The organism is bacterium SCSIO 12643 (assembly GCA_024398135.1).
Lineage (GTDB): Bacteria > Bacteroidota > Bacteroidia > Flavobacteriales_G > Salibacteraceae > CAJXZP01.
In genome coordinates this window covers 2,347,957-2,374,423 of record CP073750.1, presented here as the reverse complement: position 1 = coordinate 2,374,423, position 26,467 = coordinate 2,347,957, and the positions used below count along the sequence as shown (strand labels likewise).

Annotated in this window: 24 protein-coding genes and 1 tRNA gene; 6 read left to right on the top strand and 19 right to left on the bottom strand. The window is 36.8% G+C overall.

The features are described from left to right. Positions 1–61 precede the first annotated feature (61 nt). The 9 genes from KFE94_10085 to KFE94_10045 all read right to left on the bottom strand — a co-directional run bounded on the left by KFE94_10085 (position 62) and on the right by KFE94_10045 (position 8,469). Positions 62–1,126 carry a VOC family protein gene (locus KFE94_10085; protein UTW65029.1) on the bottom strand — a complete coding sequence of 355 codons (1,065 nt, stop codon included), beginning with the start codon at positions 1,124–1,126 and terminating at the stop codon, positions 62–64. Between the two features lie 82 nt (positions 1,127–1,208). Continuing rightward, a complete protein-coding gene (locus KFE94_10080) occupies positions 1,209–1,724 on the bottom strand; it encodes a hypothetical protein (protein ID UTW65028.1) in 516 nt (171 codons plus the stop codon). A 1-nt stretch (position 1,725) separates the two neighbouring features. Then, positions 1,726–2,508, bottom strand: coding sequence for an ABC transporter permease (locus KFE94_10075; protein ID UTW65027.1), 783 nt, complete (start codon positions 2,506–2,508; stop codon positions 1,726–1,728). Beyond that, positions 2,501–3,208, bottom strand: a complete 708-nt coding sequence (locus tag KFE94_10070) for an ABC transporter ATP-binding protein (protein UTW65026.1) — start codon at positions 3,206–3,208, stop codon at positions 2,501–2,503. The genes KFE94_10075 and KFE94_10070 overlap by 8 nt, the downstream gene beginning before the upstream one ends. Before the next feature lie 19 nt (positions 3,209–3,227). Continuing rightward, positions 3,228–4,472 (bottom strand): nitrous oxide reductase family maturation protein NosD, encoded by a 1,245-nt coding sequence (gene nosD / locus KFE94_10065; protein UTW65025.1) that lies wholly within the window; start codon positions 4,470–4,472, stop codon positions 3,228–3,230. Positions 4,473–4,475: 3 nt separating this feature from the next. Beyond that, positions 4,476–4,919 carry a nitrous oxide reductase accessory protein NosL gene (locus KFE94_10060; protein UTW65024.1) on the bottom strand — a complete coding sequence of 148 codons (444 nt, stop codon included), beginning with the start codon at positions 4,917–4,919 and terminating at the stop codon, positions 4,476–4,478. Between the two features lie 102 nt (positions 4,920–5,021). After that, positions 5,022–5,612, bottom strand: coding sequence for a hypothetical protein (locus KFE94_10055; GenBank protein UTW65023.1), 591 nt, complete (start codon positions 5,610–5,612; stop codon positions 5,022–5,024). 187 nt (positions 5,613–5,799) lie between these two features. Continuing rightward, positions 5,800–7,779, bottom strand: a complete 1,980-nt coding sequence (nosZ, locus tag KFE94_10050; GenBank protein UTW65022.1) for a Sec-dependent nitrous-oxide reductase — start codon at positions 7,777–7,779, stop codon at positions 5,800–5,802. Between the two features lie 207 nt (positions 7,780–7,986). Continuing rightward, a complete protein-coding gene (locus KFE94_10045) occupies positions 7,987–8,469 on the bottom strand; it encodes a cytochrome c (protein UTW65021.1) in 483 nt (160 codons plus the stop codon). A gap of 306 nt (positions 8,470–8,775) precedes the next feature. On the opposite strand from KFE94_10045, the gene KFE94_10040 reads away from it, so the two are divergent. Next, positions 8,776–9,609 carry a hypothetical protein gene (locus KFE94_10040; protein ID UTW65020.1) on the top strand — a complete coding sequence of 278 codons (834 nt, stop codon included), beginning with the start codon at positions 8,776–8,778 and terminating at the stop codon, positions 9,607–9,609. Then, a complete protein-coding gene (locus tag KFE94_10035; GenBank protein UTW65019.1) occupies positions 9,609–11,693 on the top strand; it encodes a helix-hairpin-helix domain-containing protein in 2,085 nt (694 codons plus the stop codon). Before KFE94_10040 ends, KFE94_10035 begins: the two co-directional genes overlap by 1 nt. Positions 11,694–11,698: 5 nt before the next feature. Here KFE94_10035 and KFE94_10030 read toward each other — a convergent pair whose 3' ends face one another. From KFE94_10030 to KFE94_10015, 4 genes are all read right to left on the bottom strand, one after another. Then, positions 11,699–12,901, bottom strand: coding sequence for a 3-phosphoshikimate 1-carboxyvinyltransferase (locus KFE94_10030; GenBank protein ID UTW65018.1), 1,203 nt, complete (start codon positions 12,899–12,901; stop codon positions 11,699–11,701). 7 nt (positions 12,902–12,908) lie between these two features. Next, positions 12,909–13,994: a 3-dehydroquinate synthase gene (gene aroB, locus KFE94_10025; protein ID UTW65017.1), complete on the bottom strand. Its 1,086-nt coding sequence runs from the start codon at positions 13,992–13,994 to the stop codon at positions 12,909–12,911. Next, the gene (locus KFE94_10020; GenBank protein ID UTW65016.1) at positions 13,994–14,395 is read right to left on the bottom strand and encodes a hypothetical protein; all 402 of its coding nucleotides are present in this window, start codon (positions 14,393–14,395) and stop codon (positions 13,994–13,996) included. Before KFE94_10020 ends, aroB begins: the two co-directional genes overlap by 1 nt. A gap of 82 nt (positions 14,396–14,477) precedes the next feature. Further along, positions 14,478–14,559: transfer RNA gene (locus tag KFE94_10015), tRNA-Leu, on the bottom strand. A 152-nt stretch (positions 14,560–14,711) separates the two neighbouring features. Between KFE94_10015 and KFE94_10010 the strand changes: the two genes are divergently transcribed. Genes KFE94_10010 through KFE94_10000 form a run of 3 tightly spaced genes read left to right on the top strand, consistent with a single transcriptional unit; the run spans position 14,712 to position 17,345 of the window. Further along, positions 14,712–15,617, top strand: coding sequence for a flavin reductase family protein (locus KFE94_10010; GenBank protein ID UTW65015.1), 906 nt, complete (start codon positions 14,712–14,714; stop codon positions 15,615–15,617). A gap of 3 nt (positions 15,618–15,620) precedes the next feature. Then, positions 15,621–15,968 (top strand): DUF3127 domain-containing protein, encoded by a 348-nt coding sequence (locus KFE94_10005; protein ID UTW65014.1) that lies wholly within the window; start codon positions 15,621–15,623, stop codon positions 15,966–15,968. 9 nt (positions 15,969–15,977) lie between these two features. Beyond that, a complete protein-coding gene (locus tag KFE94_10000) occupies positions 15,978–17,345 on the top strand; it encodes a short-chain fatty acid transporter (protein UTW65013.1) in 1,368 nt (455 codons plus the stop codon). Here the strand turns inward: KFE94_10000 and KFE94_09995 are convergent. Both KFE94_09995 and KFE94_09990 read right to left on the bottom strand, forming a co-directional pair. Then, positions 17,342–18,424: a glycosyltransferase gene (locus KFE94_09995; GenBank protein UTW65012.1), complete on the bottom strand. Its 1,083-nt coding sequence runs from the start codon at positions 18,422–18,424 to the stop codon at positions 17,342–17,344. The two genes, KFE94_10000 and KFE94_09995, sit on opposite strands and share 4 nt — an antisense overlap. Further along, complete coding sequence (locus KFE94_09990; protein ID UTW65011.1) at positions 18,425–19,414, bottom strand: flippase-like domain-containing protein; 990 nt, start codon at positions 19,412–19,414, stop codon at positions 18,425–18,427. A gap of 28 nt (positions 19,415–19,442) precedes the next feature. Between KFE94_09990 and ruvC the strand changes: the two genes are divergently transcribed. Next, a complete protein-coding gene (ruvC, locus tag KFE94_09985; protein ID UTW65010.1) occupies positions 19,443–20,009 on the top strand; it encodes a crossover junction endodeoxyribonuclease RuvC in 567 nt (188 codons plus the stop codon). Here the strand turns inward: ruvC and KFE94_09980 are convergent. The 4 genes from KFE94_09980 to KFE94_09965 all read right to left on the bottom strand — a co-directional run bounded on the left by KFE94_09980 (position 20,006) and on the right by KFE94_09965 (position 26,443). Beyond that, positions 20,006–20,398: an HIT family protein gene (locus KFE94_09980; GenBank protein UTW65009.1), complete on the bottom strand. Its 393-nt coding sequence runs from the start codon at positions 20,396–20,398 to the stop codon at positions 20,006–20,008. The two genes, ruvC and KFE94_09980, sit on opposite strands and share 4 nt — an antisense overlap. Positions 20,399–20,402: 4 nt before the next feature. Beyond that, a complete protein-coding gene (greA, locus tag KFE94_09975) occupies positions 20,403–20,876 on the bottom strand; it encodes a transcription elongation factor GreA (protein ID UTW65008.1) in 474 nt (157 codons plus the stop codon). A gap of 93 nt (positions 20,877–20,969) precedes the next feature. Continuing rightward, on the bottom strand, positions 20,970–22,049 hold the full coding sequence (locus KFE94_09970) for a PorV/PorQ family protein (GenBank protein ID UTW65007.1): 1,080 nt from the start codon (positions 22,047–22,049) through the stop codon (positions 20,970–20,972). A gap of 41 nt (positions 22,050–22,090) precedes the next feature. Next, positions 22,091–26,443 carry a T9SS type A sorting domain-containing protein gene (locus KFE94_09965; GenBank protein ID UTW65006.1) on the bottom strand — a complete coding sequence of 1,451 codons (4,353 nt, stop codon included), beginning with the start codon at positions 26,441–26,443 and terminating at the stop codon, positions 22,091–22,093. Positions 26,444–26,467: the final 24 nt, after the last annotated feature.

Below are 26,467 nucleotides of genomic sequence, written 5' to 3'. Positions count from 1 at the left end.
ACCAAAAGGTCTTTTATTCTAAATCTAGGGTTAACTACAATGTATTTAAATACTTAACTAGCTAATCTCGAACTCTGGAAAAACGCATTGCTTTTAACATAAAGCTTGGTAGAGGCTTTTGAGGATTTCTTTTTTCTACATTCAAATAAATCCCTAGCTTCTCAATAATCGGAATTTTAAACACTTCAATCAGCTCGATCAGAATACCATCGGGATCTTCGATATATGTACAATGCACCTGAGTTGAACCTCCCATCGTTAATGCATCATCTGTATCACAGGTAAAACCAAAACCTTTAGCAGCAAGGTCCTTTCCCAGATCTTTCATCCCTCTCACATCAAACCCTAGATGTACAAATCCCTTATCTCCCCAAATTCGATCTTTAAAAATCTTTCTAGGCGTATAATCGAAAGCTTGTACCAACTCAATAAAAGTCTCACCGGTTAGATTCGCAAATCCACCTCCAGGTTTATTTGACTGTGTGAGTAATACCCGTCTAAACTTCTTATGTCCGCCAGGTATATCTTTCCAATCTTCAAATACACCTATTTCATCCATTAATACTTTATCGTACCCTAGAATATCGGCATATAATTTTAACGACTCATCAATATCCGAAACTCCAATCATCACACCTACAGGTCCTCCAGTGACTCCCTTTTTAGGTTGAATAAACCAGTTATTTCCAACGGTTATTTGAAAAAATAATCCATTGGGATCGGTGATAAAAAATGATTCTTTTCCGATTGGAGATTTCTTAATATCTCCTAAGATGTTTACACTGTTTTCCGTAAACTTTTTATGCGCAAATTGCAAATCAGGAGCCTTAATAATGCCACTGAAAATACCTAAATCACCCAATTCATATTTGAACTTTGCGTCTGATGATTTAAAAGAAATTGGTGTAACAATCTCCATGGCGCATCCACCATGCAAATTGGATATCATCGCAGCCTGTTTGTTAATCACATCCCCTCTGGTATATATCTGCATTAGAGGCGCTTCCGCAGCGCCATTAAAAAAGCAGATATCCATCCCGAAATTCTGACGATACCACTTCCAGGACTCAGCATGATCTGGCACCCCAACTCCGATGTGCTGAATTCCATTAATAGTTTTATACATACTAGTTTGTACTAAAAAACTTCCCTTTTTTTATAACCGATAAATGTAATACAAACAGTAATGCAAAAAAATATTGTTTCTTTTATTTTTTAGATACGAAATATTTGGGCACTTCATCATAGAGAATACTCAAGTTAACTACCGCTACCTGAGCATTTTGCAAATCACTCTCTATAAGCTTCAAGCACTGATTTTTAGTGATTTTCAGGACTTTTTGCATCTCAGCATTTGCCTGAGCATCTTCTAATTCTGGAATTGTTTCGACAAAATTTAAGATTTCATTACCGATTTCATTGAATCTGGCAATCTCATATGAATCCATATATCCTGAGATCGCATAAATCTGCTGTTTTACCTGCATCAACTTTTTATAACTCTCAGGATTGATGACCCATTTCTTGTTTTCGTTCCCCTGTAACCCTAAATCTTCAGGCTTAATCAACTGAGAAATTAAGCGCTCGGTTTTTGCCGCCATTTCTGCCTGTGTAGGCTCTTCATTCGCAACTTCGGCATTCGTATTTGATTGAGATGGATTTTGATTACAAGCTACCAAAGCTAAAACCATCATTAATCCATATATCACTTTTGACACTTTCATACTAAAAATCCTTTTTCTTTAATTTCACATTGATTCTCCAAATTGGAAATATTACCCATAAAGACAATACTCCTAATGAGACAAATAAACCTAATCCTGTCCCAAAGAATTGTTTAAATACCGCTCCTGTATACCCTAGTAATGCAGATATATCCAACTTCAACAAAATCAAAATTCGAGATAAATCTATTGGATTAAACATTGTAGCAATAAGCGAGAATTTATCCAAAGGATAGTCATCAAATACCACTAGAGAGATCAAAAACATCCCATCATAAATGACCGCTAAAAACAACCACATCAGAATAGCATATCCGAAACCTTTAATCTTATTCTCATTTGACAAAGCAATATTAAAAGCTAAAGCCACGAAAATGAAGTTTAAAAAACACCCAACAACCAATAGAAGTCCAAAGTCAAATATGGCATTGGATTGAAATATTCCGTACAATAAAAATGGAATCCCTAATCCAAGAGACAAGCTCAAAGCGAGTGATAATGCTACTCCAACAAACTGCCCCATAAAGATTTTACTTCGTTTAATGGGCTGGGCCAATAACAACTCCGTAAACTCCTTCGAGTTATAGAAATACATCACGCCAAAAATAGTTCCAATTAAAGGCGTAAGTACGATGATAATATTCATCAAAGTAATCACGGCTTTTGAAACATCGTTATTCAAAAACAATAAAACAAATCCCAATGCCAGATAAAAAGCGAAATACACATAGCTCCATCTACTACGCATCAGGTCGTAAAAACTATATTTTAATATCTTAAACATTTTTCTTCGTTAATAAGTTAGCAATAGCGTGCTCCAGATCCTTCTCATCAGTTTCGGTCTTCAATTCCTGCACACTACCTTTAAAATAAATTTTACCATCAAGTAAGAATACAATCTCGTCTGCAATTTCATCCACCAAGCTCATTATATGCGTGGTAATCAAAATCGTCTTCCCCTGATTTTTAGCTTTCTCGATCAACTCTTTCAAATGAATCAGAGCGATCGGATCTAAACCTGTTGTGGGCTCATCCAGAATAATCAGGTCACTTTCAAACATAAAAGCCAAAATGATATTCACTTTTTGTTTTGTACCTCCGGATAAATTTCCAAGCTTCTTGTTTAGGAAAGGTTCAATTCCAAACAATGAAATCAGATTCTGCTCATTCGCTTCTTTAGGTCTTAAGTTCTTGACCATTTGAATAAGCTCAATCACCGTCAGGTTTGCGGGAAAATTCGCAATCTGAGGCATATAGTTAATCTTGTTTCGATAATCAGATTTACCTATGATATTTTCATGATCAAAAATGATATCTCCTTTTTGAGGAATGACCATCCCCAAAATACATTTAATTAAAGTGGTTTTCCCAGAACCATTTGGCCCGAGCACAGCAAAAACGCCTCCTTCTTTAATCTTCAAATCCAAACCATCGAGCACGGTAAGTTTCCCAAATGTTTTGTGCAACTGTTGAACTTCTATCATGGTTTATATTTTAATTCGTTTATTCTAAAATCACCTCAGGACGTACCATCAATGGGTGATTATCTAATAGATTGTCTGGTGTAAATACCGGTGAAACTTTTTCTGAGAAGTTGATCATATCAACAAACAGACTTCTTAATAATATAATGGTTTCCGGTGTGCGATTCACGATATACGAAAATAGTTTTACAGGTCTGTAAGGCACATCTCCAATCCCATTTTTGTCTAAATCGTACCCGGTATAATCACTCCAATAATTATGATCAAACTTACTTCCATTCAAATGCCCATCAAATGCTAAATCAAATGCATTGTGTGAGAAATCATTTTCCAGAAAAATATTATCATAACATGCCCCTGTAATCTTTACAGCCCAACCATTTCTTAAAAACTGATTATTCGTGTAATTAATTCTTGTTGAACCTTCTCCATTGATTCCAATGGTATTCTGTTCAAAAATGTTCTCGTAAATCTCCGCATCATAAATTTCTTTCAGCAATAACCCATAAGATGCAGTCCCCCAATTGTATTCAAATCGGTTATGATGCATTACAATAAACTTGGAAAACATAACCGCCACTCCTGCACCATTTCTGGTAAATCTATTATTGTAATATTCATCATTGTTGGAAAACATAAAATGCAATCCATATCTGATATTTTCAAAGCTCAGATTATTATAAATCTCAGCATTGTCAACAAATTCGAAGTACAATCCATCACGCATTCCATGCAACTTATTCTCCCTGATTTTTAAATCTGATGAATGCCAGATATGAATTCCGTTTCCTGAATTAGCTTCGCTCTTTTTGGTTCCTACTACCTCATTATGTTCGATCACACCATAATGTGATTTCTCCACGAGGATTCCAAAAAACACATTTTCAAGGTAATTATGTGCGATTCTAAAATGATTAGACCTCACTACAAGAATAGCCGCATAATCTTTAGTGTAACTATGTCCTACGTTGATAAAGCTTATTCCCTCCACGGAAAAACTATCTGTTTGAACTCTTAAAATGGTTCCGAGTTGTTCTCCATCAATTACCGGGTTGCCCTCCCCCACTAATTTTATTGAAGTCATGACTTCCAGGTCATGTTCTTTATATGTTCCTTCTTTAATGAGAACTTCGTCTCCTTTTTGTGCCATTGCAATTCCAGCTGCAATGGTTGTTACCTCACATGTCGGGCATACTTCTATTTGTTTGGCATAACTCCCAAAATAGAAACATGTAAACACCAGAAATATAAAAGCCCTTTTCATGGTTTATTTTGCTATATATTTTTTGATTTCTTCCCAGTTGTAAACCTTTCCACCTACTTCTTCCTGGGTTTTAACTGCAACCGCATTATCAGAAAAAGCAGATAAATATGCACCCATTGGGCTCTTTATTGCCTTACTCACCAAAAATGTTGCAGTTTTTGCATCAGCCATATTTCCCGGGTTGCTATAATCAGCCACCAGAATATATGCCAATTCAGATTCTTTGACTGCCGGATCAGAAATCTTACGAATCATACATTCTACTGCATCAAACTTGAATTGTTTACCTTTTTGAGTCACATATTGGGCCGAATGTGATTTATCCACTACTCCCATTTTACAGAAATCACATTGATCATTTCCATAATTAATCTGTTCAGGTTCAACAGAACAAGAGGTTAAAAACATGAATAGAAATATCGATACCCACGAAAATATATTGCGCATTTTAAATTGTTTTATTGATTGATAATTTAGTATGTAAAAGTAAAGATTGAGCCCTCCCGATTGCCTCAAAAAGGCTCAAATCTTTTAATCACTCATCTTCATTTATTTTTTAGCTTCTTCGGCTTTTCCCACAAAGAAAGCAGCTAATGTCATCATCATCCCCACAAACATTAAATATGCTCCTGTTGCAGGGTAAGAATGTGCTACGAAATTTAAGATTACTTTGGAACCAAACAGTGGGGGTTGGAAGCCCATTGGAGTTCCATCCGGATTCGTAAACTTCATAATCGCTTTAGGATCCAGATCATGTCCATAATCATATTCCCAAAGATAAAAATCGTAAACTCCTGCTATTCCTAACAAAGACATTAAGATAAACCACCCCAGAAACCATTTATAATTTGCTTTAAATCCAATTAAAACTCCGATGATCACCATCGCAATTATAATTGGAGGAAATAAATCAAACTCCAGCATATGTTCCGGAATTTCTTTCATTCCCACGTAATGATTCATGAGGTTAATATTTTTCACATCGTGCGGCAGTTCATCCGTAATTTTATTGATGTGAATGTACATTCCCAAAGGAATTGGATATTGTGGAGCTTCTAATCGGATATTCCACAACGGATAAACAAATAGACCTAGTAAAAACAAAGGACCTATTATCATCAAAATTCTAGACTTTTTCATAATCAGTGACTTAAAAATTTTATTGGATCACATGATTCAAAATTATCTCAACACCCAATATAAAACTATGAATTTCATCATGTTATACTATTTTAAAACATGATTCTTTACAGTTTTATAAGTGACAAAAGGCACAAAAAAGGCGAGATAAAAACACTCGCCTTTTCTATCCTCTTAATTTACATCATTACATGTCTAATGGATCATCATCCAATGTATAAGTCAATGGTGTATTTGACCCTTTTGGAGATACTCTTACGTACCCCTGCATTTCCTGGTGAAGTGCTGAACAGAAATCTGTACAATAGAATGGCCATACTCCAACTTCTTTTGGATACCACATTGACGTTTCAGTTCTACCTGGCATAATCAATAACTCAGAAGTGTTTGCTCCGATCATTGAGAATCCATGAGGCACATCATAATCTTGCTCCAGGTTAGTAATGTGGAAGAATACTCTATCACCTACTCTTACACCTTCGATATTATCAGGTGCAAAGTGAGAACGAATCATGGTCATATAGATATGAACATCATTACCATCACGAACCACTCTTGCTTCTTTCTCAGACTTAGTTACGTAAGGGTGATTGTTTTCTTCCAGTTTGAAAATTTTAGTTGTATTTGGATGAACCAAATCAGCCGGACAACCTGCTGCATAGTGCGGTTCTCCCACTGTTGGGAAATCTAACAACAATTCCATTTTATCTCCCTCAATATTGAATAACTGAGCTGATTGACAAACCTCAGGACCTGTAGATAGATATCTATCTTTAGTAATTTTATTCATTGCCACTAAGTATTTACCAAATGGCTCTCTTGAGTTACCACCAGGAATCATCAAGTGACCTACTGAATAATATACCGGGTGACGGTCAATCACTTCCCAGGTTCCTAATTTCCATTTTACAACTTCAGATGAGATAAAGAAAGTAGTATATGCATTTCCTTTACCATCAAATTCAGTATGTAATGGACCTAAACCTGGATTCTTCACAGCTCCAGCGTTAATAGCTTCATAGTTTAAGATTGGAATACCGTAAGCTTCCCCGTCAAAATTCTTTTCAGCAATTGCTTTTTCAATTTTGGTGAAAGAGTGTGCAGTTAATTCTGCTGCTAATTTACCTGAACCAATAATGTATTCACCATCCGGAGAAACATCACAACCATGCGGTGATTTTGGTGTAGGTAAGAAATATACCAATCCTGGTAATTTTGAAGCGTCTAATACTTTTACTGATTTCTTAATAGTACTAGTAGCCATATGAGTGCTTTCATCCCACTCATTCTCTGCATATTTTACAGCTTCTTCAGTGAATTTACCTTCAGCAATTAATTGCTCAGCATATTTCCAGTTTACAGCCGCGATAAAATCTTTATCGTTTTGAGATGCATTCACTTCTAAAAGAGAGTGCGCTTCCTCAGTATTATATGTAGTAAAGAAAAACCATCCATGAGATTTTCCACGACCTGGGTGAGAAAGATCATAATCAAAACCTGGCATTCTAATTTGGAAAGCCAAATCCATATCTCCATCTTCTTTATCAATACTTAAGAATGATAAAGACCCCTGGAAATTCCCTTTATATTCTGAAATTGGAATATCTCTTTGTGGAATTGGCACAGAAAAACGTGTACCTGCTACCACATATTCAGAGTTTTCAGTAACAAATGAAGAACTGTGATTACCTGCTGAATTTGGAATTTCAATAATTTCTTCAGTTTCAAAAGTTTTCAAACTAATACGTGCAATACGCGGAGTGTTGTTTTCATTAATAAACACCCATCTACCATCTACTTTACCTCCTGTTTGTGAGATATCCGGATGGTGCGCGTCTCCCCAAGGAACCATACCATGAGAAGTATTCAATAATGGCTTGGTTTCTTCGTTATAACCATAACCTTTTTCCGGATCTTGAGAGAATACCGGAATCACTCTGAACAAACGTCCAGATGGTAATCCATAAACGGCCAACTGACCACTAAATCCACCTGAGATGAAAGCATAAAATTCATCATACTCACCTGGTGCTACATAAGCTTTTTCGGCCACCGAGCTACCTAGAGCTCCTGTAGTTGCTTTTTTACCTCCATCTGCTGAAGGTCCGCCACAACTAGAGAAGGCGACACTGGCTATTGCCAATCCATACAGTGCTTTTTTTAACATAACTTGATTTTTATTAAAACTAAATTTGGACATGTTTTAATTCTCTTAGTGCATTACTTCACCTTAAGAGACACAAAGGTCTTCTATTATAAAAGTTTTGTTCATGATTTATCTTAGAAGGATCGATGATTTTTATCATAAAAAAGAATCCAAAAAAAAAGCCTCTGTCTTTAAAGACAGAGGCTTCAATACTTTAGGTAGTTTATACTACTCAATCGTTCTGAAATACTCCACTACTGCACGAGCTTCATCTTCAGTTAAATTTTGGTTTGCCATTGGCGAAGCATATTCAGCCAATAAAGCTTTTGCGATCGGATCTTCCGCAACCATCTCATCTGGGTTTAGAATCATATTCATTACCCAAGCCGGATTACGTCTCTCATAAATTCCTTGTGGAGATGGCCCAATATATCTTTTATTGGTTTTATGACAAGCTGTACATTTTGCTTCAAAAACTTCTTTTCCACTTGCAGCTAACGCTTCGTCAATTTCTTCATCAAATTCTAATTCATCAATTGGTCCTATTCCAACGTTTTCCATAGGATCAACATCCGCAGAAGTTTCAACTACTGCTTCCTCTTGAGCAGGTGCAGCCGCAGGCTTAGATTCAGTAGCAGGAGCATTTGATTCTCCACCACATGAAGCCATTACTCCAATTAATCCTACAAATAAAAATGCTTTCAATTTCATATCAATAAGTTTTGCGTATTACAATTTCATGACAAAAATAAACCGACATTTCGAGTAAATAACAATTATTTCACAAAAAATAAACCAGCTCAAAACAAACATTTAAACAGCTCAAATACAACATATTAAAACCAAAAACCTTTTGTTTTTTACTCATTTATTTTTATGATTTTTATCAGTTATTGAATTTCAACGCTTAAATAAAGGACTTAAATATCTTTTATTTTGATATAGATGAAAAAGATTAACCCTTTGATAATCGAATCACATCATCAATGAATGGATTTTTTAATTTAATTTGTGACCATGTTATACAGGTTTCTCTCTCCTATTCTGATTTCAATTTTGCTGATCAGCAGCAACTCAATTTTAGCAATAGGTAACTCCGGTGTTGGAGCAAGATCTCTAGGTTTAGGACATGCCAATGTAACTTTAACCGACATATGGTCTTCAAACAACAATCAGGCTGCTCTGGCACATGTAAAAGAATTCGGATTTGGTTTTGCATATGAAAACAGATTTGGACTATCCGAATTGGGCTTGAAAAACTTTAACATGGCCATTCCGATTAAATTAGGAACCTTTGGACTAACGGTACAACAATTTGGCTTTTCAGATTACAATGAAAACAAATTTGGATTGGCCTACGGACTCAACATTTCCAAAAATGTGTCTCTCGGGGTTCAACTGGATTATTTATTGGTTTCAATTGCCGAGGCACAAACGCCAAATAAAGATGGATTGACAGCTGAAATTGGCCTTCTGGCTAATGTCTCGGAAAAATTGACCCTTGGAGCTCATGTTTATAATTTACCTAACAGCTCTCTTTCCGGAGATATTGAAGAAAAAATCCCGATGATCATTCGTCTGGGATTAAATTATGAATTTTCTAAAAAACTATTTGCGGTTGTAGATGTAGAAAAAAATATTGATTTAGACCCAAATCTTAAAGTTGGAATCGAATATCACCCGATAGACGCATTGTTCTTTAGAGGTGGATTAAATACGTATGATTTCCATTTTAATGGTGGCTTAGGTGTTGAGCTTAAGAATTTCAATCTCGATTTAGGTTTTAGCCATCAAACCTATATTGGATACGTTTCGCAAATTTCCCTTCAATATACTTTACGAAAAAAATAATGTCATTTCGTAATCTATACATATATCTGGCTCTAGGCTTTTTACTCACATTCCCAGCTTTGGGATTTGGGCAGCAAAAAGAGCTTAAAAATGATGTGATTCAACAGCGAATAGAATTTATTGCACAGCAGTATGAATCATCTACAATTGACTTCTCCAATTTGATTGAAATTCTCACTTATTATTTTGATCACCCATTAAACATCAATACTGCATCACAGGATGAACTGGAATCACTAAATCTCCTGACACCTTTTCAAGTAAGAACACTAATCACTTATCGTATAAAAAACGGAGATTTGTTAACGATTTATGAATTAAGAAATTTAGAGGGATTTGATTTTGTTACCATACAGAATCTAATTCCATTTGTTAAAGTTGCCTCCAGTCAAAAACCGGATCAGTTTAATCTCAAACGTTCTTTCAAATTTGGAACACATGAGGTGATGTCTCTATGGGGCCGTGTATTAGAGGAGCAGGAAGGGTATGCGCCAAGAGACAGTACCACAAGTGAAAACAGTCGTTATATGGGGGATCCCAATCGCTTGTATTTAAGATACAGATTTAAACATAGTGACCAACTTTCGTTTGGTTTTACCGCAGAAAAAGACCCCGGTGAAGAGTTTTTTAAAGGGAGTAATCCCAATGGGTTTGATTTCTACTCCGCGCACTTATTTGCATCAAAAATTGGTATTGTAAAACAACTGGCTATTGGTGACTTTCACGGGCAATTTGGACAAGGATTAACGTTCTGGTCTGGCTTTAGCTATCGTAAAACCGCAGATGCTTTGAATGTCATCCGCTATGCGCGTAAGCTATCCCCATATACTTCAAGAAACGAAAACAACTTTTTACGTGGAGCAGGTACTACCATTCAGATTAAGGATTTTGAACTTACTGGATTCTATTCCAAAAAAAATATTGATGCCAACCTTGCAGACCAGGATACATTAAATGCGCAGGATAGAGCTTTTACCTCGCTGCAAGAATCCGGCCTTCACAGAACTCCGGGAGAAATTGCAGACAAAAAAGCGATTTCTGAAGAAATTATGGGCGCCAATTTAAGTTGGAGTAAAAAATCAGTTAAACTGGGAACTCGAGTGATTCATTCCAAATATGGTGCAGATTTCGACCGTTCTCCACAGCTCTATCAGAAATTTCTTTTGGATACCAATCAATGGTATAATGCGGGCTTAGATGCGAATATTCTACTAAAAAACATCAACTTCTTTGGCGAAGTTTCCATGAGTAATAACGGTGGCTGGGCATATCTGGCAGGCGCTTTAATTCAGTTGGATGACCGCGTAAGTGTTTCTATCATCAATAGAAACTTCCAACCAAATTTTCAGAGTATCTATTCCAATTCATTTGGCGAAAGGTCAGATAACAATAATGAAAAAGGGACATATGTTGGGTTTAAAGCGGACGTATTAAAAGGTGTGGTTCTTACCGGATATGTAGACAAATACCAATTTGACTGGCTATCTTACAGAGCGGATGGACCTTCTGAAGGTTTAGACTATATGTTGCGACTACAATGGCAAGTTTCCAGATCACTAAACGTGTATACACGTTACAGAAAAGAGACTCAAAAAAACAATGCCAACATGGATGAAGCCATTCATAGTTTAAGAGATGTATCCAGAAGCTATCTTAGATTCCACATGACTTATAAGGCATCCGATAAATTAAAATTAAACAGTAGAATTGAAACCAGTACCTCAGATTATCCTGGGGTTCCAAACGGAAAAGGTTTTGTGATCTATCAGGATTTCCAGTTTAAGTTTATGGATTTTAAATCTACCTTAACCGGAAGAATTGCATTGTTTGATGTCGATGACTATAACGCACGAATTTATGCATATGAAAATGATGTTCTGTATTATTTCAGTGTACCCGCATTTTATAGAAGAGGTACACGAGCATTTTTAGTCTACCACTACAAACTATCCAGAAATTTTGAGTTCTGGATCAAGGCGTCAAGAACATTCTTAAGTCATGAAACGACTTTTGGATCGGGAACAGAACTTATTCAAGAACCGCGCAGAACTGATATTCGCGCACAGGTCCGATTTAAATTCTAATCAGCTTATTTAAATGTAAAGCCCAATTTGGCCAATTGTTGCCAATAGTTAGGGTAAGATTTACTCACTACGTCCGGGTTTTCAATTTCCATTTCGCCATGAACTAGTGCCAAAGGCGCAAATGACATGGCCATTCTATGATCCTCATAGGTATCAATATCTCCTCCTCTGGTTGTTCCGTACTTCAAAGACAATCCATTTTCAAAAACTTCAACTTTGGCACCCAGTTTTTCCAGTTCACACTTTAAAGCGTTCAGACGATCTGTTTCTTTGATCTTTAAATGATCTATTCCAATCACTTTTACAGAATTATTAATTCCAGCCATCGAAACTACAAAAGGTTGTGTTAAATCCGGAATATGCGTAAAATCAAAATCTTTCTCAAGAGAATATTTAGCTTCTTCAAATTCCAGAGTCACTCCTTCAGCGGAAAAAACACTTTTCACTCCGAATTCCTCAAAGAGATTCTTCACATACGCATCTCCCTGAATACTTTCGGAAGTTAGCCCCATCAATTCTAGCTTACTTAGCTTTCCAAGTAAGACCATCTGATACCAAAACGAAGCTGCAGACCAATCCTTTTCTACGATCTTCTCACCTACAGAATAATTTCCGTTTGAAACATAAATCTTCTGAGAATCCACCCTTACGTCAATACAACATTCTCTCATTAAAGCAGCGGTCATCTCGATATAAGGTCTGGATACCATATCCCCCTCTACTTCAATCCATAATCCTTTGGACATTTGGGGGGCTATCAGCATTAAAGCTGATATAAATTGACTACTAATAAACCCGGGTAATTTAACTGTTCCGCCCTCAAGCTCTTTTCCATTAATCTTTAATGGAGGAAATCCCTCCTCTTCCAGGTAATAAATATTCGCACCTAAAGCTTTCAGAGCTTCTACCAATGGTCCAATCGGTCTCTTTTTCATCCGATCAGAACCAGTTAATATCACTTCTTTCGTAGATATGGCGTAAAATGCAGTTAAAAATCTATAGGCCGTTCCGGCATGCCCAACATCGATTACATCTCCATCTGATTGCAACACATCGTAAAGAATACGCGTATCATCAGCATCGGAAAGTCCACTGATTTTACCCTCGCCAGAAATAGCCTGGATAATTAGCAATCTATTCGAAATACTTTTAGAAGCAGGAAGTTCTATAGCTGCTTCCGAAATATGTTTTGGAGCGATTACCTTCATGGATCATTTAAGCCTGTTTCTTTTCAACTTCAGCCTGAACATATTCAAAAGCCTCTAATGCCATTTCCATAGACACATTTTGACCATAGATTGGTTTTCCAATGGACTCCAGTAAAACAAATTTCAATTCCGACTTCTCGTTCTTTTTGTCATGTTTTAATGGCAAAGCCAAATTCTCAGACATCAACCATAAAACAAATTCCAGGTCAAACACTTTGATCAAAAGCTTTGTGATATTATTCAAATCACTATCACTCAAGCCAGATCGTTTATTCGATATATATGCTGCTGCAATCATGCCCGCAGCTACCGCTTCACCGTGTAATACTTCCGTATCGGAATCCATAAAAAGTGTTTCGATCGCATGACCAATCGTATGACCAAAATTCAACACCTTTCGCACTCCCTGATCTAAAGGATCTTGTTTTACAAACCCATTTTTTATTTCAATTGATCCGGGTAATAAATCTGAGATCATTTCAATAGTTGGAGCTCCCTGATTCAAAATCTTTGTCCAGGCATCAGAATCTGCAATTAAAGCATGCTTGATCATTTCTGCATACCCGGAAATCAGCTCCCTATCCGGTAATGTGTTTAAAAACTCAGGATGAACAAATACTCCTCTGGGATTAGAAAAATAGCCTAACTGATTCTTTAGCTGATGAAAATTGATCCCGACTTTCCCTCCAATCGAAGCATCGGCCATTGCCAATAACGAAGTTGGAATATTAATCACATCTACTCCGCGTTTATAGGTAGCTGCAACAAACCCACCTAAATCACTGACCACTCCTCCTCCGATATTGATGATCAAATCATTTCTACCGATATTCAAATCCGTAAAATTCTCCCAAAGTTGATGTGCCAAATCAATGGATTTGCTATCCTCTCCCGGCTCAATATTAAATACCTGCTGTTCTACTTGAATCTGGCCCAGATATTTATCGATAACTGGCAAACAATTCGTTAATGTGTTATGATCAGCAATAATATAGCGTCTTGCATTTGGATAATTTGAATTGACAAATTCTACCATTTGCTCCAAAGCCTGATCAAAGTATACCTGATACGATCCTGCGTTAATCTTTTTCATTAGCAATCGCAATTGATTTGTGAACCTTCTTTCACCACTCGAATAATCTCAAAATGCTTGCCCTCCGTTTTAGAATATTCAATGATGAGCGTTCCTTTATCCTCTGTTTCCAACTCCACCTGATACATTCGTGGCCAGTTTTCCACCTGACTCTTCCTAAAATTGACATTCCCATCGTTAACTAACGCATCGTATTCAATACTTGAAAACCCATAGCATTTCATTTGACACCAAAATGCATCTGTCTTTTCTAAATCTGATAATCTAATTTCTTCCAGTATTCTATTGTTGGGAGTCCAGGCAGTGTAATTCTTTGTGTTTCTTCCTCTCAGAAACAGTGCCCAGGCTAATATGGTTCCTAAAGCCAATCCAAATCCGTAAATTCTCAAACGTCTTTTCATCTTCGCAAAGGTAGCACTTCAACCTAAATGCAAGCCACAAAAAAAGAGCTGCATTTACTAAATACAGCTCTTTCTCTTAGTGTGCGGATGAAAGGACTCGAACCTTCACGCCTCGCGGCACTAGATCCTAAGTCTAGCGTGTCTACCAATTTCACCACATCCGCAATCGGCCGGCAAAGATAGTCATCTTTTATTTATTGCAAACGAAAATTCATCTTTTTGAATATTTTTTTTGTTGATAAAATCTACAGCTTGGCGTACAAATACCTATATGATTATTTGAATGTCTCAATGGGCATTTTACCTTTGCTTTTCTATGGAAAATTTTGTTCAAATAGATCCAAAGGCGGAGAATACGCCTAAAATTTTTGGAACCATGTTGGGTGCAATTGGACCACGTCCTATCGCATTTGCAAGTACCGTAGATAAAGACGGCAATCCTAACTTGAGTCCTTTTTCCTTTTTCAATGGTTTTGGAGCGAATCCTCCGATAGTCGTTTTCTCTCCATCAAGGAGAGTACGTGACAATACGACCAAACATACTCTTGAGAATGTAAAAGCTACCGGAGAAGTTGTGATTAGCGTGGTGAATCATGCTATTGTAGAACAAATGTCTCTTTCAAGTACCGAATATGGTCTCGGAGTTAATGAATTTATTAAGTCCGGATTGACACCCTTAGAAAGTCAACTGGTTAAACCACTTAGAGTAAAAGAGTCTCCGGTTTCTATGGAGTGTAAAGTGGTAGATATTGTTGAACTAGGTACTGAAGGTGGTGCTGGAAATCTGGTTATTTGCGAGGTTGTGATGTTTCATATTGATCCAAATGTTTTGGATGAAAATGGAGTCATTGATCAGACCAAGATTGACCTTGTTGGTAGAATGGGTGGTGATTGGTATTGTCGTGCCAATGGAGATGCTTTATTTGAAATCGAGAAACCACTTCGTACTTTAGGCATTGGAGTAGATCAAATTCCTGAGGATATTAGAAATTCTAAAATTCTAACCGGAAATGATTTAGGACGTCTGGGAAATGTTGAACAACTTCCTTCTGAATTAGATGTAAATGACTACAAACTATATGAACTAAGCGAAATTTTTATTGAACATGAAGATAACGCGGCTCAATTAGAAGAAGAATTACATAAAATAGCAAAAGAACATATTAATAATAATCAAATAGAACTGGCCTGGAAGACACTTCTGGCTTTTAATGATCAATAACACATGGATTTACAATTACAGGGACGAATTAAAGTAATTAACGATACGCAAACTTTCGATAGTGGTTTTTCTAAAAGAGAATTCGTTATCACAACTCAGGAGCAATATCCTCAAGATGTGAAATTTGAGTTCTTTAAAGACAAAACAACGGTTTTAGATACTTACAATGTTAATGATGATGTTACAGTTCATTTTAACATTAGAGGTAATGAGTACAACGGTAGATATTATGTAAATTTACAAGCATGGAAAATGGAGAAAGCCGGAACTGCTGCACCAGCAAGCCCTGAACCTCTTCCAACTCCTCCTCCAATTGCTGCAGGTGGAGATGATGATGATTTACCGTTCTAAATAAATTTCATGAGCTTTACCAATAAGTTCGTTAAAGTATATAAAGCACTATTGCCGTCACCTTTTACGATAGCAATAGTGCTTTCTTTTTTGGCATTTATTTTAGCACTTCTTTTTGGTAAAGGAACCCCTGGAGAATTCAAACCCTTAACCGTTTTAAAATACTGGGAAAACGGTCTTTGGAACAACAATCTGATCGTTTTTGCAATGCAAATGATGTTGATGCTTGTACTTGGGCATGTTTTAGCATTAAGCAAACCTATTAACCATTTCATCAATTCGGTAGTTGTCCACTTAAACAATACTTCCATAGCTGCTTCTGTTGTTGCATTTTTGACTATGTCCGTAGCTTTCTTTAACTGGGGCCTAGGACTCATCTTTGGGGCCATATTAGCTCGGAAGGTTGCAGAACAAGCTTTAAAAAATAATTGGAAGATTAACTACCCATTAATTGGTGCCGCTGGTTATTCGGGACTGATGGTATGGCATGGGGGTTTTTCTGGATCTTCATTGGCAAAAGTTGCTGAATCTGGACATTTGGCTTCCTTATTTCCAACAGCATCATTTACCAACGAACTTCCTCAAGCGATTATATATAGTGAAACTGTATTTTCATCTTTAAATATATTTATTTCGGTTCTGCTCTTGTTGATTGTTCCTATAGCACTATTCTTTTTAGGTAAAAAAAGCCCTTCAACACCAATTCAGCTCAATTCACATTTTGAAGTGGACTCCGTTCCAATGATTTCTGGTGCTGAAAAATTGGATCATTCTAAAATCCTCAGCTTCTCATTTGGCTCAATTCTACTTATTTATGTTTTATACAAAATATTTTGGGTTACGGGATTTGACCACTTCTTCACTCCTAACAATATCAATCTTTTGTTATTGAGCCTGGGTATACTTTTTCATGGCGACTTCTATAGATTCTTAAAAGCCGTAGATGAAGCTATTTCTGGGGCTTCCGGAATACTTATTCAATTCCCTTTGTATTTTGGAATCATGGGAATCATGAGAGATTCTGAGCTTATTTCTATGTTTTCCAATTACATTTCATCTATCTCAGGTCCTACATCGTTTACCTTCTTTACTTTTTTCAGTGCCGGTGTTGTTAATATTTTAGTCCCAAGTGGTGGAGGGCAATGGGCTATTCAAGGACCTTTATTGATTCAAACTGCACATGATATTGGCGCTCCATATGCTAAAAACATTTTAGCTTTTGCTTATGGGGATCAACTCACCAATATGTTACAACCTTTTTGGGCATTGCCGCTATTGGGAATTACGAATCTCAAAGCGAAACAGATTCTACCTTATTCTTTATTCCTTTTCATTATCGGTCTTATCATTTTCGCGGTCGGGCTTTTAATTTTTTAAATTCTTCTAAAAATTCCAGCTAAAGCTGAAACAACCACTACGAAAGGGTAAAATATCCCTGAGAATAGATACTGGAAGAAACTGACTTTGCCCTGTGCTAACTTCAAAGTGGGTTTTATGATTATTAAATCTATAAGGAGCTTCCCCCCCAGAACACCAAGACTTAATAAATAATCTCTACTACTCAAACCAAAAACAATACTGATTCCCACCCACAAAGAAGATAATATCACCAAAGCCCCAATAGAGACTATGGTTAAATCTTTATATGCGGTTCCTTTGGATGCCCATCTAATTCTTTGTGTAAAATACTTACTCCAGGTTGGAACTGCTTTCGTTAAAACACTTGCATTTTGTTCCCAACAATAAGTTACGGCTTCTGCACCTTTTTCGGACACCATCTTCATCATTAGGAATTGATCATCTCCTGTGTTCAAATCGATATTATCTTCATATGGCTGAATTTCATTAAAGGTCACTTTATGAAACAACATATTTGCGCCATTTGCAGATATTGGATGTTCTACCCCAGCTGAACCAGCTGTTGCTCCCTGAAGGCCTAAAAACTCTATTTGCTGGAATATTTCCAGAAATCCCTTACTTTCATTTTGAATAAATACCGGACCTAAAACCATTTTGATTTGTCTCGTTATTGATTTGGTCAATGATTTCAACCAAAGCTGTGGCACTTTACAATCTGCATCAGTCACCGCGATCCAGTCACCTTTTGCTTTTTTTACCCCGGTGAGTATTGCGGATTTTTTACCCTTACCTTCATTTAAGTATACCTGAATTGCATTTGATTGGAATGCATTTAACCTTTCTTGGGTTCCATCAGTAGAATGATCATTTACTAAAATAATTTCCAACAATTCATCTGGGTAATCTATTTCATTCAAGGATCGCACCATGCTCCGAACATTTTTCTCTTCATTTTTAAGAGCTACAATTACACTTATAGATGGTTTATCTGTATTACTCGTTTTCTCATTCAGATTCCCAATGCCTCTTCGAAACCACCATAATAATGAGCCATAGCTCAAAAGAACAACTATCGATATGATCAGATAAATGTTCATTTAATCTTTAAACAATTTAGCGCGTAAAACGAAAATCATTCCAATAAGTGCAGGTAATGCCAGGTTAATTAACCAAATGACAAAGGATGTAGAAACCATCCCCAGCTCATTTTCCGCCACTACTGAAAAGACGGTAATGGCAACCACTTCTCTAATCCCCAACTCTGCCAGAGTAATTGATGGAATAGCAGTTAAGGTAATAAAGTATACAGGAATTAGAATTAAGGCCTGAGCAATGGTTATATCTACATCGAAAAAGCATAAAAGAAGGTAATATTGTATGGAAAATATGATATACCTGATTAAACTTAACAGTAAAGTTTGGGCCAATTCCACCTGAGAATAATATGCAAACACATCAATGTACTTTTTAAATCTATCGGCCAAAAATTTGATTTTAGATAGTATCAAACTAATTACCGATGTATTTAAGAATACCAACAGACTCAAAACGAGAAAAACGATGTATAACTGTACTCCAATATAAATGGATAAATCACCAATAATATCTCCGTGGTAATCGCTTAGGTAAAATAACAGAGCCAAGGCGCCTAATAAAAGTGTAATGGTTAACTGGCTTAAACTGGTAATTACTGTAATCAGTGCCACCTTAATTCTATCCGCATTTTGAATATAAACCACTCTACCCGCATATTCTCCAATCCTATTTGGAGTAAATACACTCACCGTAACCCCAGATAATATGGCTTTAAAAGATTGAATAATAGAAATATTTTCAATTTTTAAAATCAACAGTCTCCATTTAATGGCTTCAACACCCCAATTAAACAACATCAAGATCAAACTGAGAATAAACATCCAAAGTCGACTGGTATTAAATAAATGAGACTTAAAATAATCTCTAATCTCAACCAGGTTTTTAGTGGTAAATATCCTTTCGTAAATAAACCATATAGTCAAGCCCAGCATCAACACCTTAAGGGTTATACCCAGAAATCGATAGAGATTGTTTTTATTTGTGGACTTCATGCTTTAGAATTCAACAAATTTATTCATTTTGACTACGGAAAAGATAATATTAGGAATTGATCCCGGAACGACTATCATGGGTTATGGTATCATTATAATAAAGGGGAAAAAGGCCGAACTATTAACTTTAGGAGTTATTCATCTTCAAAAGCTGCCGAGTCATGGTGCCAAGTTGAGACGAATTTTTGAAAGAACTCTAGGGCTAATTGATGAATTCCATCCAGATGAAGTCGCTCTGGAAGCCCCATTTTTCGGTAAGAATGTTCAATCCATGCTGAAACTTGGACGTGCTCAGGGCGTGGCTATGGCCGCAGCAGTTTATAGAGATTTACCCATATTTGAATACGCCCCTAGAAAAATCAAACAATCTATAACCGGAAACGGAACAGCATCTAAGGAACAGGTAGCTTCAATGCTCCAAAGCATTTTAAAACTTAAAAAGGAAGACCTACCAAAACATCTGGATGCTACAGATGGATTAGCAGCTGCGCTATGTCATTTCTTTCAGGGTAATTCTGTTGTTAAAGGAAAATCTTATTCAGGATGGGAGTCATTTGTCAAAAACAACCCCCAGAAAGTCTCAAAAGGACGTTAAAACTTTTGTCTAATTCGTTCTGCGATTTCTTCAAACTCTTCTGGACTCAATTTCAATTTTGGTTGTGCAAAGTTCATATCATTCATTTCATTAATTGGAATCAAATGAACGTGAGCATGTGGCACTTCCAGACCAATCACACTAACACCAACTCGATCACAAGGGTAAGCAGTCTTAATCGCCTCTGATACTTTTTTACAAAAGATCATCATATCTCTCAAAATATCATCGTCTAAATCGAAAATATAATCCTCTTCAAGTTTTGGCACAACTAGTGTATGTCCCTTAACTAATGGTGAAATATCTAAGAAAGCATAAAACTTTTCATCCTCCGCAATTCTATACGAAGGAATTTCTCCATTAATGATCTTTGTAAAAATACTCGCCATAATGTTATCTCGAAATCTCCAGAATTTCAAATTTCATTAAACCAGTTGGGACTTTTACTTCAGCGATATCTCCTACCGAACAACCTAACAAACCTTTTCCAATTGGTGACTTTACAGATATCTTTCCTGCAGCTAAATTTGCCTCTTGAGGAGCTACTAGCGTGTAAGTCATTTCCATGTTATTGGTCAGATTCTTAATTTTCACTTTTGAAAGTATCAAAACCTTCGATGTGTCCAAATTTGAATCATCCAATATTCTTGCATTACTTAACTCATTTTTTAAGCGCGCTATCTTAGCTTCTAACAATCCCTGAGATTCTTTCGCAGCATGGTATTCTGCATTCTCAGATAAATCTCCCTTATCTCTAGCTTCTGCAATTTGACGTGTAATAAAAGGCCTTTCTACCTTTTCCATTTTCTCCAACTCAGCTTTTGCTGCAGCTAGTCCTTCCGCTGTAAAATATGAAATCTCCGACATATTATCCTCTTTTTTATAACAAGACAGTCCCGCTTGAATCAAGCGGGACTGTCCTACAAATATAATATTTTAATCTAAATCTTCTCTACCTGTCTACAGGTTCAATCTAAGACCAATCGTATGCGTTCCAGAGAAGTTTCTGGTTGCTCGATATCCATAATCGATATCCAAAGTACTACCCGTTTTATTTACCGGTAATGCTACTGTAATACCTCCTGAAGGACCTGAATAAGCCAAAGTAGATAAACTCGCATCGGTAACTTGATCTTCGTATAAATAACCTAAACGAGCCATCACAAATTCTTTAAATGCATACTCAATACCGAAACTGATTTGGTCTTTCCCAAACGAGTTTGACATGAAGTTAATTGCTGGTGAAATTCTATGCATTGCACGAACTCCAGTTGAATCTGAATTAGATAATTCTCCAATTAGATAATCGTATGTCAAACCAATGTTCAAAATAGATGGTAACTCCACACCTTGTGTTCTTTGAGAAACAGTGAACACCTTACTATCAATTGTAGTTAAAGTTGAGAATCCATCTCCTTCGAACTTCATTTGAGAACCAATGTTCTTTAATGCTATACCGAATTTGATATTTTCATTTTTACCAGTCACATAACGAATACCAAAATCGAACGCTACAGCAGAAGCATTAGCATTAGAGATTCCTTCAGAAATTACTTTAGTAGTTACACCAGCATAAATACTATTTGAAAACTCTCTCGCATATGATAAGTAAAATGTACTGTACTGCGCGTTAAAGGTTCCAGCTCCATCAGGTAAATCTGTTGTGGTTCTATGAATATCTCCAAAATCCATTGATTGGAATCCAGCCGCTACAACACTATAATCACCAAGTCTTTGACCATATCCAAATGAACTGATACCAATCCCAGATCCTCCTAACCAAGAAGAATAGTTGAAATTCAAATCCATTTTCTTGGTCATTGCTAAACCTGATACATTTAAGAACGTAGCTTCAACGCCAACAACACTCGCTGAATTGGCATTTGAATAACTTCCACTTCTCGCCCAAGGATTAATCTTCACTTGCTCCCCACCACTTGAACCTATTCGATCCTTATTACCTGCCTGAAGGCCTGGTGTTACAAACATCAGAGCCAAGGCCACTGTGAATAATCTAACTTTATTATATTTTATACTCATAATAGTTTTATTATCAATTCTTTAATCAAATAGTCCTTTTCTTAAAATGAATCTAAATCAACAGGTCTCATCGCTCCGAACCATTTAAGGATTGTCTCCCCAACTCCAGGAACCTCTACATGAACAATGTACATACCACTTGCAACCGGAATTCTAGCGTGGTTTTTCAAGTCCCACTCTATATAAGTGATCGAGTCGTCATCTTTCGTAAACTCACGTACTAACACACCATTTAATGTATAGATTCTTACCTTACATTTTTGAGGAAGATTAGTTACGCGAACTTTAAAGTCGTTTTTGTCTTGCTCGTACTCAGAGTAAGCATAGTATGGATTTGGAACCACTCTAATTTTACCCAATGCATTTGAAACTACTTCAGATACGTTAGTCTTCGCTTCTAACCCTGTTAATGAGAAGTTATAAGTTGGACGACCTCCATTGATTGTCTTAGTCACGTTATCAACGATATCATCACCAGTACTAGATGTACCTTGTAATACTGTTGTATTATCTACTCCGATGATATTTTGACCACGTACATACTCAACATTGTTATATCTAACTGGCCCTTTTTCTACCAAGTATTCTACACCTTTTTCTAATGGAGCTCCAATACTTAATTTTTCTCCTGGAGAGTATAACGAATGTTGTTTGTTCACACGTAGTTGCACTACTGCTTTGTTAGATAATAATTCCTGGTTGAATTCTAACAATGGTAAACCAACCCACATTGCTGCACGATATACATGGTAGAAATTGTTTTTATCACCTAAAGCCAACTTCGCATGCATAAACTCACCTTGATCGTAAGAAGGCATTCTATTTGCAGGGTCATTATAATCTAATGGCACCTGATGTAATTGCTCTTCCACATCATTGTTACGGAATACAAATACATAATGCTTACCACCAAAACGGATATTGTTACTTGTTTGTCCTTCTGTAATCTTATCAGTTGGATTCCAAATCATGTCATTTCCGTTTTCAGACACTATATAAGAATCTTCACCGAATGCCATATTTAAACGCTCTCCAGTTTCAATATCGATGGCATATCCTGGGAACCATCCCATTCCAGTTGGCGAAATTAAATCTCCTTCTGCTGGATTATATCCAGCCTCACCAGCAGATAAACCAGCTTTATCAACCGAAGGAGCAGCCCTTGGATCAAGTTTAGCAGCATTTCCTTCAGCTAGTGTTGGATCATCTTGCATTTCTACAACCACACAACGCGTCCATTTTGACTTATCACTTGTGAATACGATATCCACACCATTTAAGTACGCCAATTGATACCCAGCGTTAACCGCTTGTCCAGATGATGGTAATCCTCTAAACATTTCTTTAAACAATGACAGTTTTTGCGCATCAGAGGTTCCTCCGCGAGTCGCACCAGGAGCATGAATGTTCCACGATGCTAATCTAAATGGAGCCCAGGTTCCATCGATTACCGCTTCATAAACTTCCTCCGGATCAATTGCTCTATCAGTCTCACGGTTACCATTACTGTTTACAGTCACATCATAATCAAAATAAGCCTCTTGTCCTTGTTCAGCATTCAATCCTGAACGAATCCAGTTTTGGTAAGTATTACCATCTAAACTTGGAACTCCAGATAACCATTGCTTATTATAATCATCATAGATCACACGTGCTCCGATATAACCATTATTGAATTTATCATACCACGCATTCTCTACATCTTTAATCGTAACAGAAATACCTAATTCAGGAATCAATTCTTCTTTTTGACCAGAAATCTTCGATTTTGATACGATGGTATCAGTTCCTAAAGCACCTCCAAATAAAATCCAGTATGCTTCCTGTAAACCAGCATTATTAGAGTCTTTATACATAATAGTATAATCACCTGCTTTTACTTGTAACGGATCTACAACTTTTACAGCAATAGGAGTACTTGTCGCTCCTGTAACATTTCCAACATTATATTTTGGATTTGCTACTCTATATGGCGCACCACTCATTGCTTCATCAATACTTGCCTGATCCATTTCTAAGAAATGTCCATTGTTTCCAAGACCTTCAATTCTTACAACCGGTACATGGTCTCCGTATGAAGAATTTAATACCTGACCGCCATTTTGCATATCAGTTTTGTGCGGAATTGCAGAATATCTAATAATTGGTCCAGTAGGAGCCTTTCTACTTGGTAAGTATGGAGTTCTTTGTCCATCTAACCCATCCACAGTCTGACTATACTCTTTATAATTATTGTGAGCATAAGCAATAGCCATATAGTAATACGTTCTATAATTAACCATTTTTCTATCACCTAATGCGAATAAATCTTCGGTTAGAGTGAATGTTTTGTATACTCCATCATTTGCAGCATTATCTACTCTCAATTCCGGAACTACAGCTTGAAGATCTAAATCAAATCTATAATTGATTAATCTTGTTACTCCATCTTTAATATCACATTGGAATACCAACTTTGCTAAATCTTCATCGTATAAATCAGCTGCTGATACAGTTCCATCTTTCAATTGATAAACTTGATATCCCTGGAATCTGTAACTTTTGTATTCAGTAACTAAAGAATCAAATAAAATTGGGTCATCATCCTTAGAGATCCAATCTCCATTTTCATCTTGAATAGAATCTGTAGGTGGAACAATAAATGGATCCACTTCAAAATAACTTTCATTTACATTGTTTCCAGCGAAATTGTCTAATTGGAACACCAATTGCTCATCCATTTCAGTAATATTTACTACCGGAGCATCAGGACCATCCAATAATTGGAAACAGTTATCAAACAATGCTTGTGTTTTAGTATCCGCTTGCTTCATAGCTTGAACTGACGCAGCAGCACCACCTGTTGAAGCTCTCGCCCATACAACACCTACAGTAATATTATTCACAGCTCCAGGTGCTAAAGCGAAAGGACCTGCAGATTGAACGAAACGTCTATCAGCTGGTACGTTACCTGCTGTAACCTCAGTCCAAGGAGCTTGAACATTACCTCCAGTACCCCATCCTTTTGGATCAGAATCTCCAGGGAACATATAATTCGCTTGAACCAATGGTTGTACGGCTCCAGCACTATTTCTATGTCCAGTACCACCATAAACCATGTCTGAATTATCTTTCCATACACTTCTCAAGAAGTTATAGTAATCTGAAGCTACATCAGGATCACCAACTCTTGGATCTTGGTTATTAATGTGGTATAAGAAAGCTCTCATACCCAATCTTTCATTATCAGGAATTCCATCACCGTAACCAACTCCACTACCATCGTATACAATACCATCATCAGCTATTGCATCCACATAGTTATCACATAAACAGTTGTCTTTACCATCGCTATCCTGGAAAGGTCCCTGGAAGAAATCCACACCAATTGCCGGAGGATTCTCTCCATAACCTGGACGACCTGAATTATCATCATCAAACTCGTCACCGTTATATGCAAATCCTAAACCTCTTTCAACATCACAACCTACATAATCATCCTGCGCATTACCTAAATCTGCATCTACCCAGAATCCAAAATATGTATCTCTTAAATCAAAAGAAGAACGGTTAACCAACTCATAGTTATAGAAAGTCATGTTATTTACTTCATCATTCGTTGCGAATGAGAAAGCCTGAGCACGAATTTCCATACCGATCGCCTGACCTCCAGTTTCAGTATGAATATTTCCCTTATCGTTAAAAATCCACCATAAGTTCTCATCACCATACACATTCAATAACTGACCTTGACAATCTACATTACCAGATAAGTCATAACCAGGATAGTCACCATTTTCATAGTTATAAAATCCGTCTCCATCCACATCAATAAATGGTGCTAAATAAGTATCCTCACCTTTTGAAGGATCACCATGCGCAGGCCAGGTTTTAATAAACTCAGGAGTCACATAGTTTGGAATAGCATCTCTTTGAACGAATGCATCCACCTCTTGACGCGTAGATCTAAAATGTACATCCCATTGATCACAGGTTGTCGGATCAATCTCCGCAGTAACTGTATTCAAAGGACCTGTCCAGAAATCCATACCTCTTTGACGGAATCTCAAAGCAGCTACTTTTAACTGTCCAGAAGCATCACGACCACCAAGCCATAAAGACCCAGCAAATAATGCAGTTCTACCAGACCCCTTTGGCACCTCATATCTAGGTACACCAACAAGATCCCACCACATATCTCCACCGGTTTGGATCAATGCTCTAACATTATTGATTGATAACTCATTTGAATTCACCGGAGGTGCACAGTTTGCCGCTGTTGCATCTCCACTTCCTCCGCCTGATCTTTTATAATTCCCTTGATACTCTCTTCCGAAAGATGTAGAGGAAATCAATATTGCCATAGTTGCCAATATGGTAACTCTAAACTTCATAATATCTCTAACTTTAACCATAACTCTTACAATTTTTTCTAAACT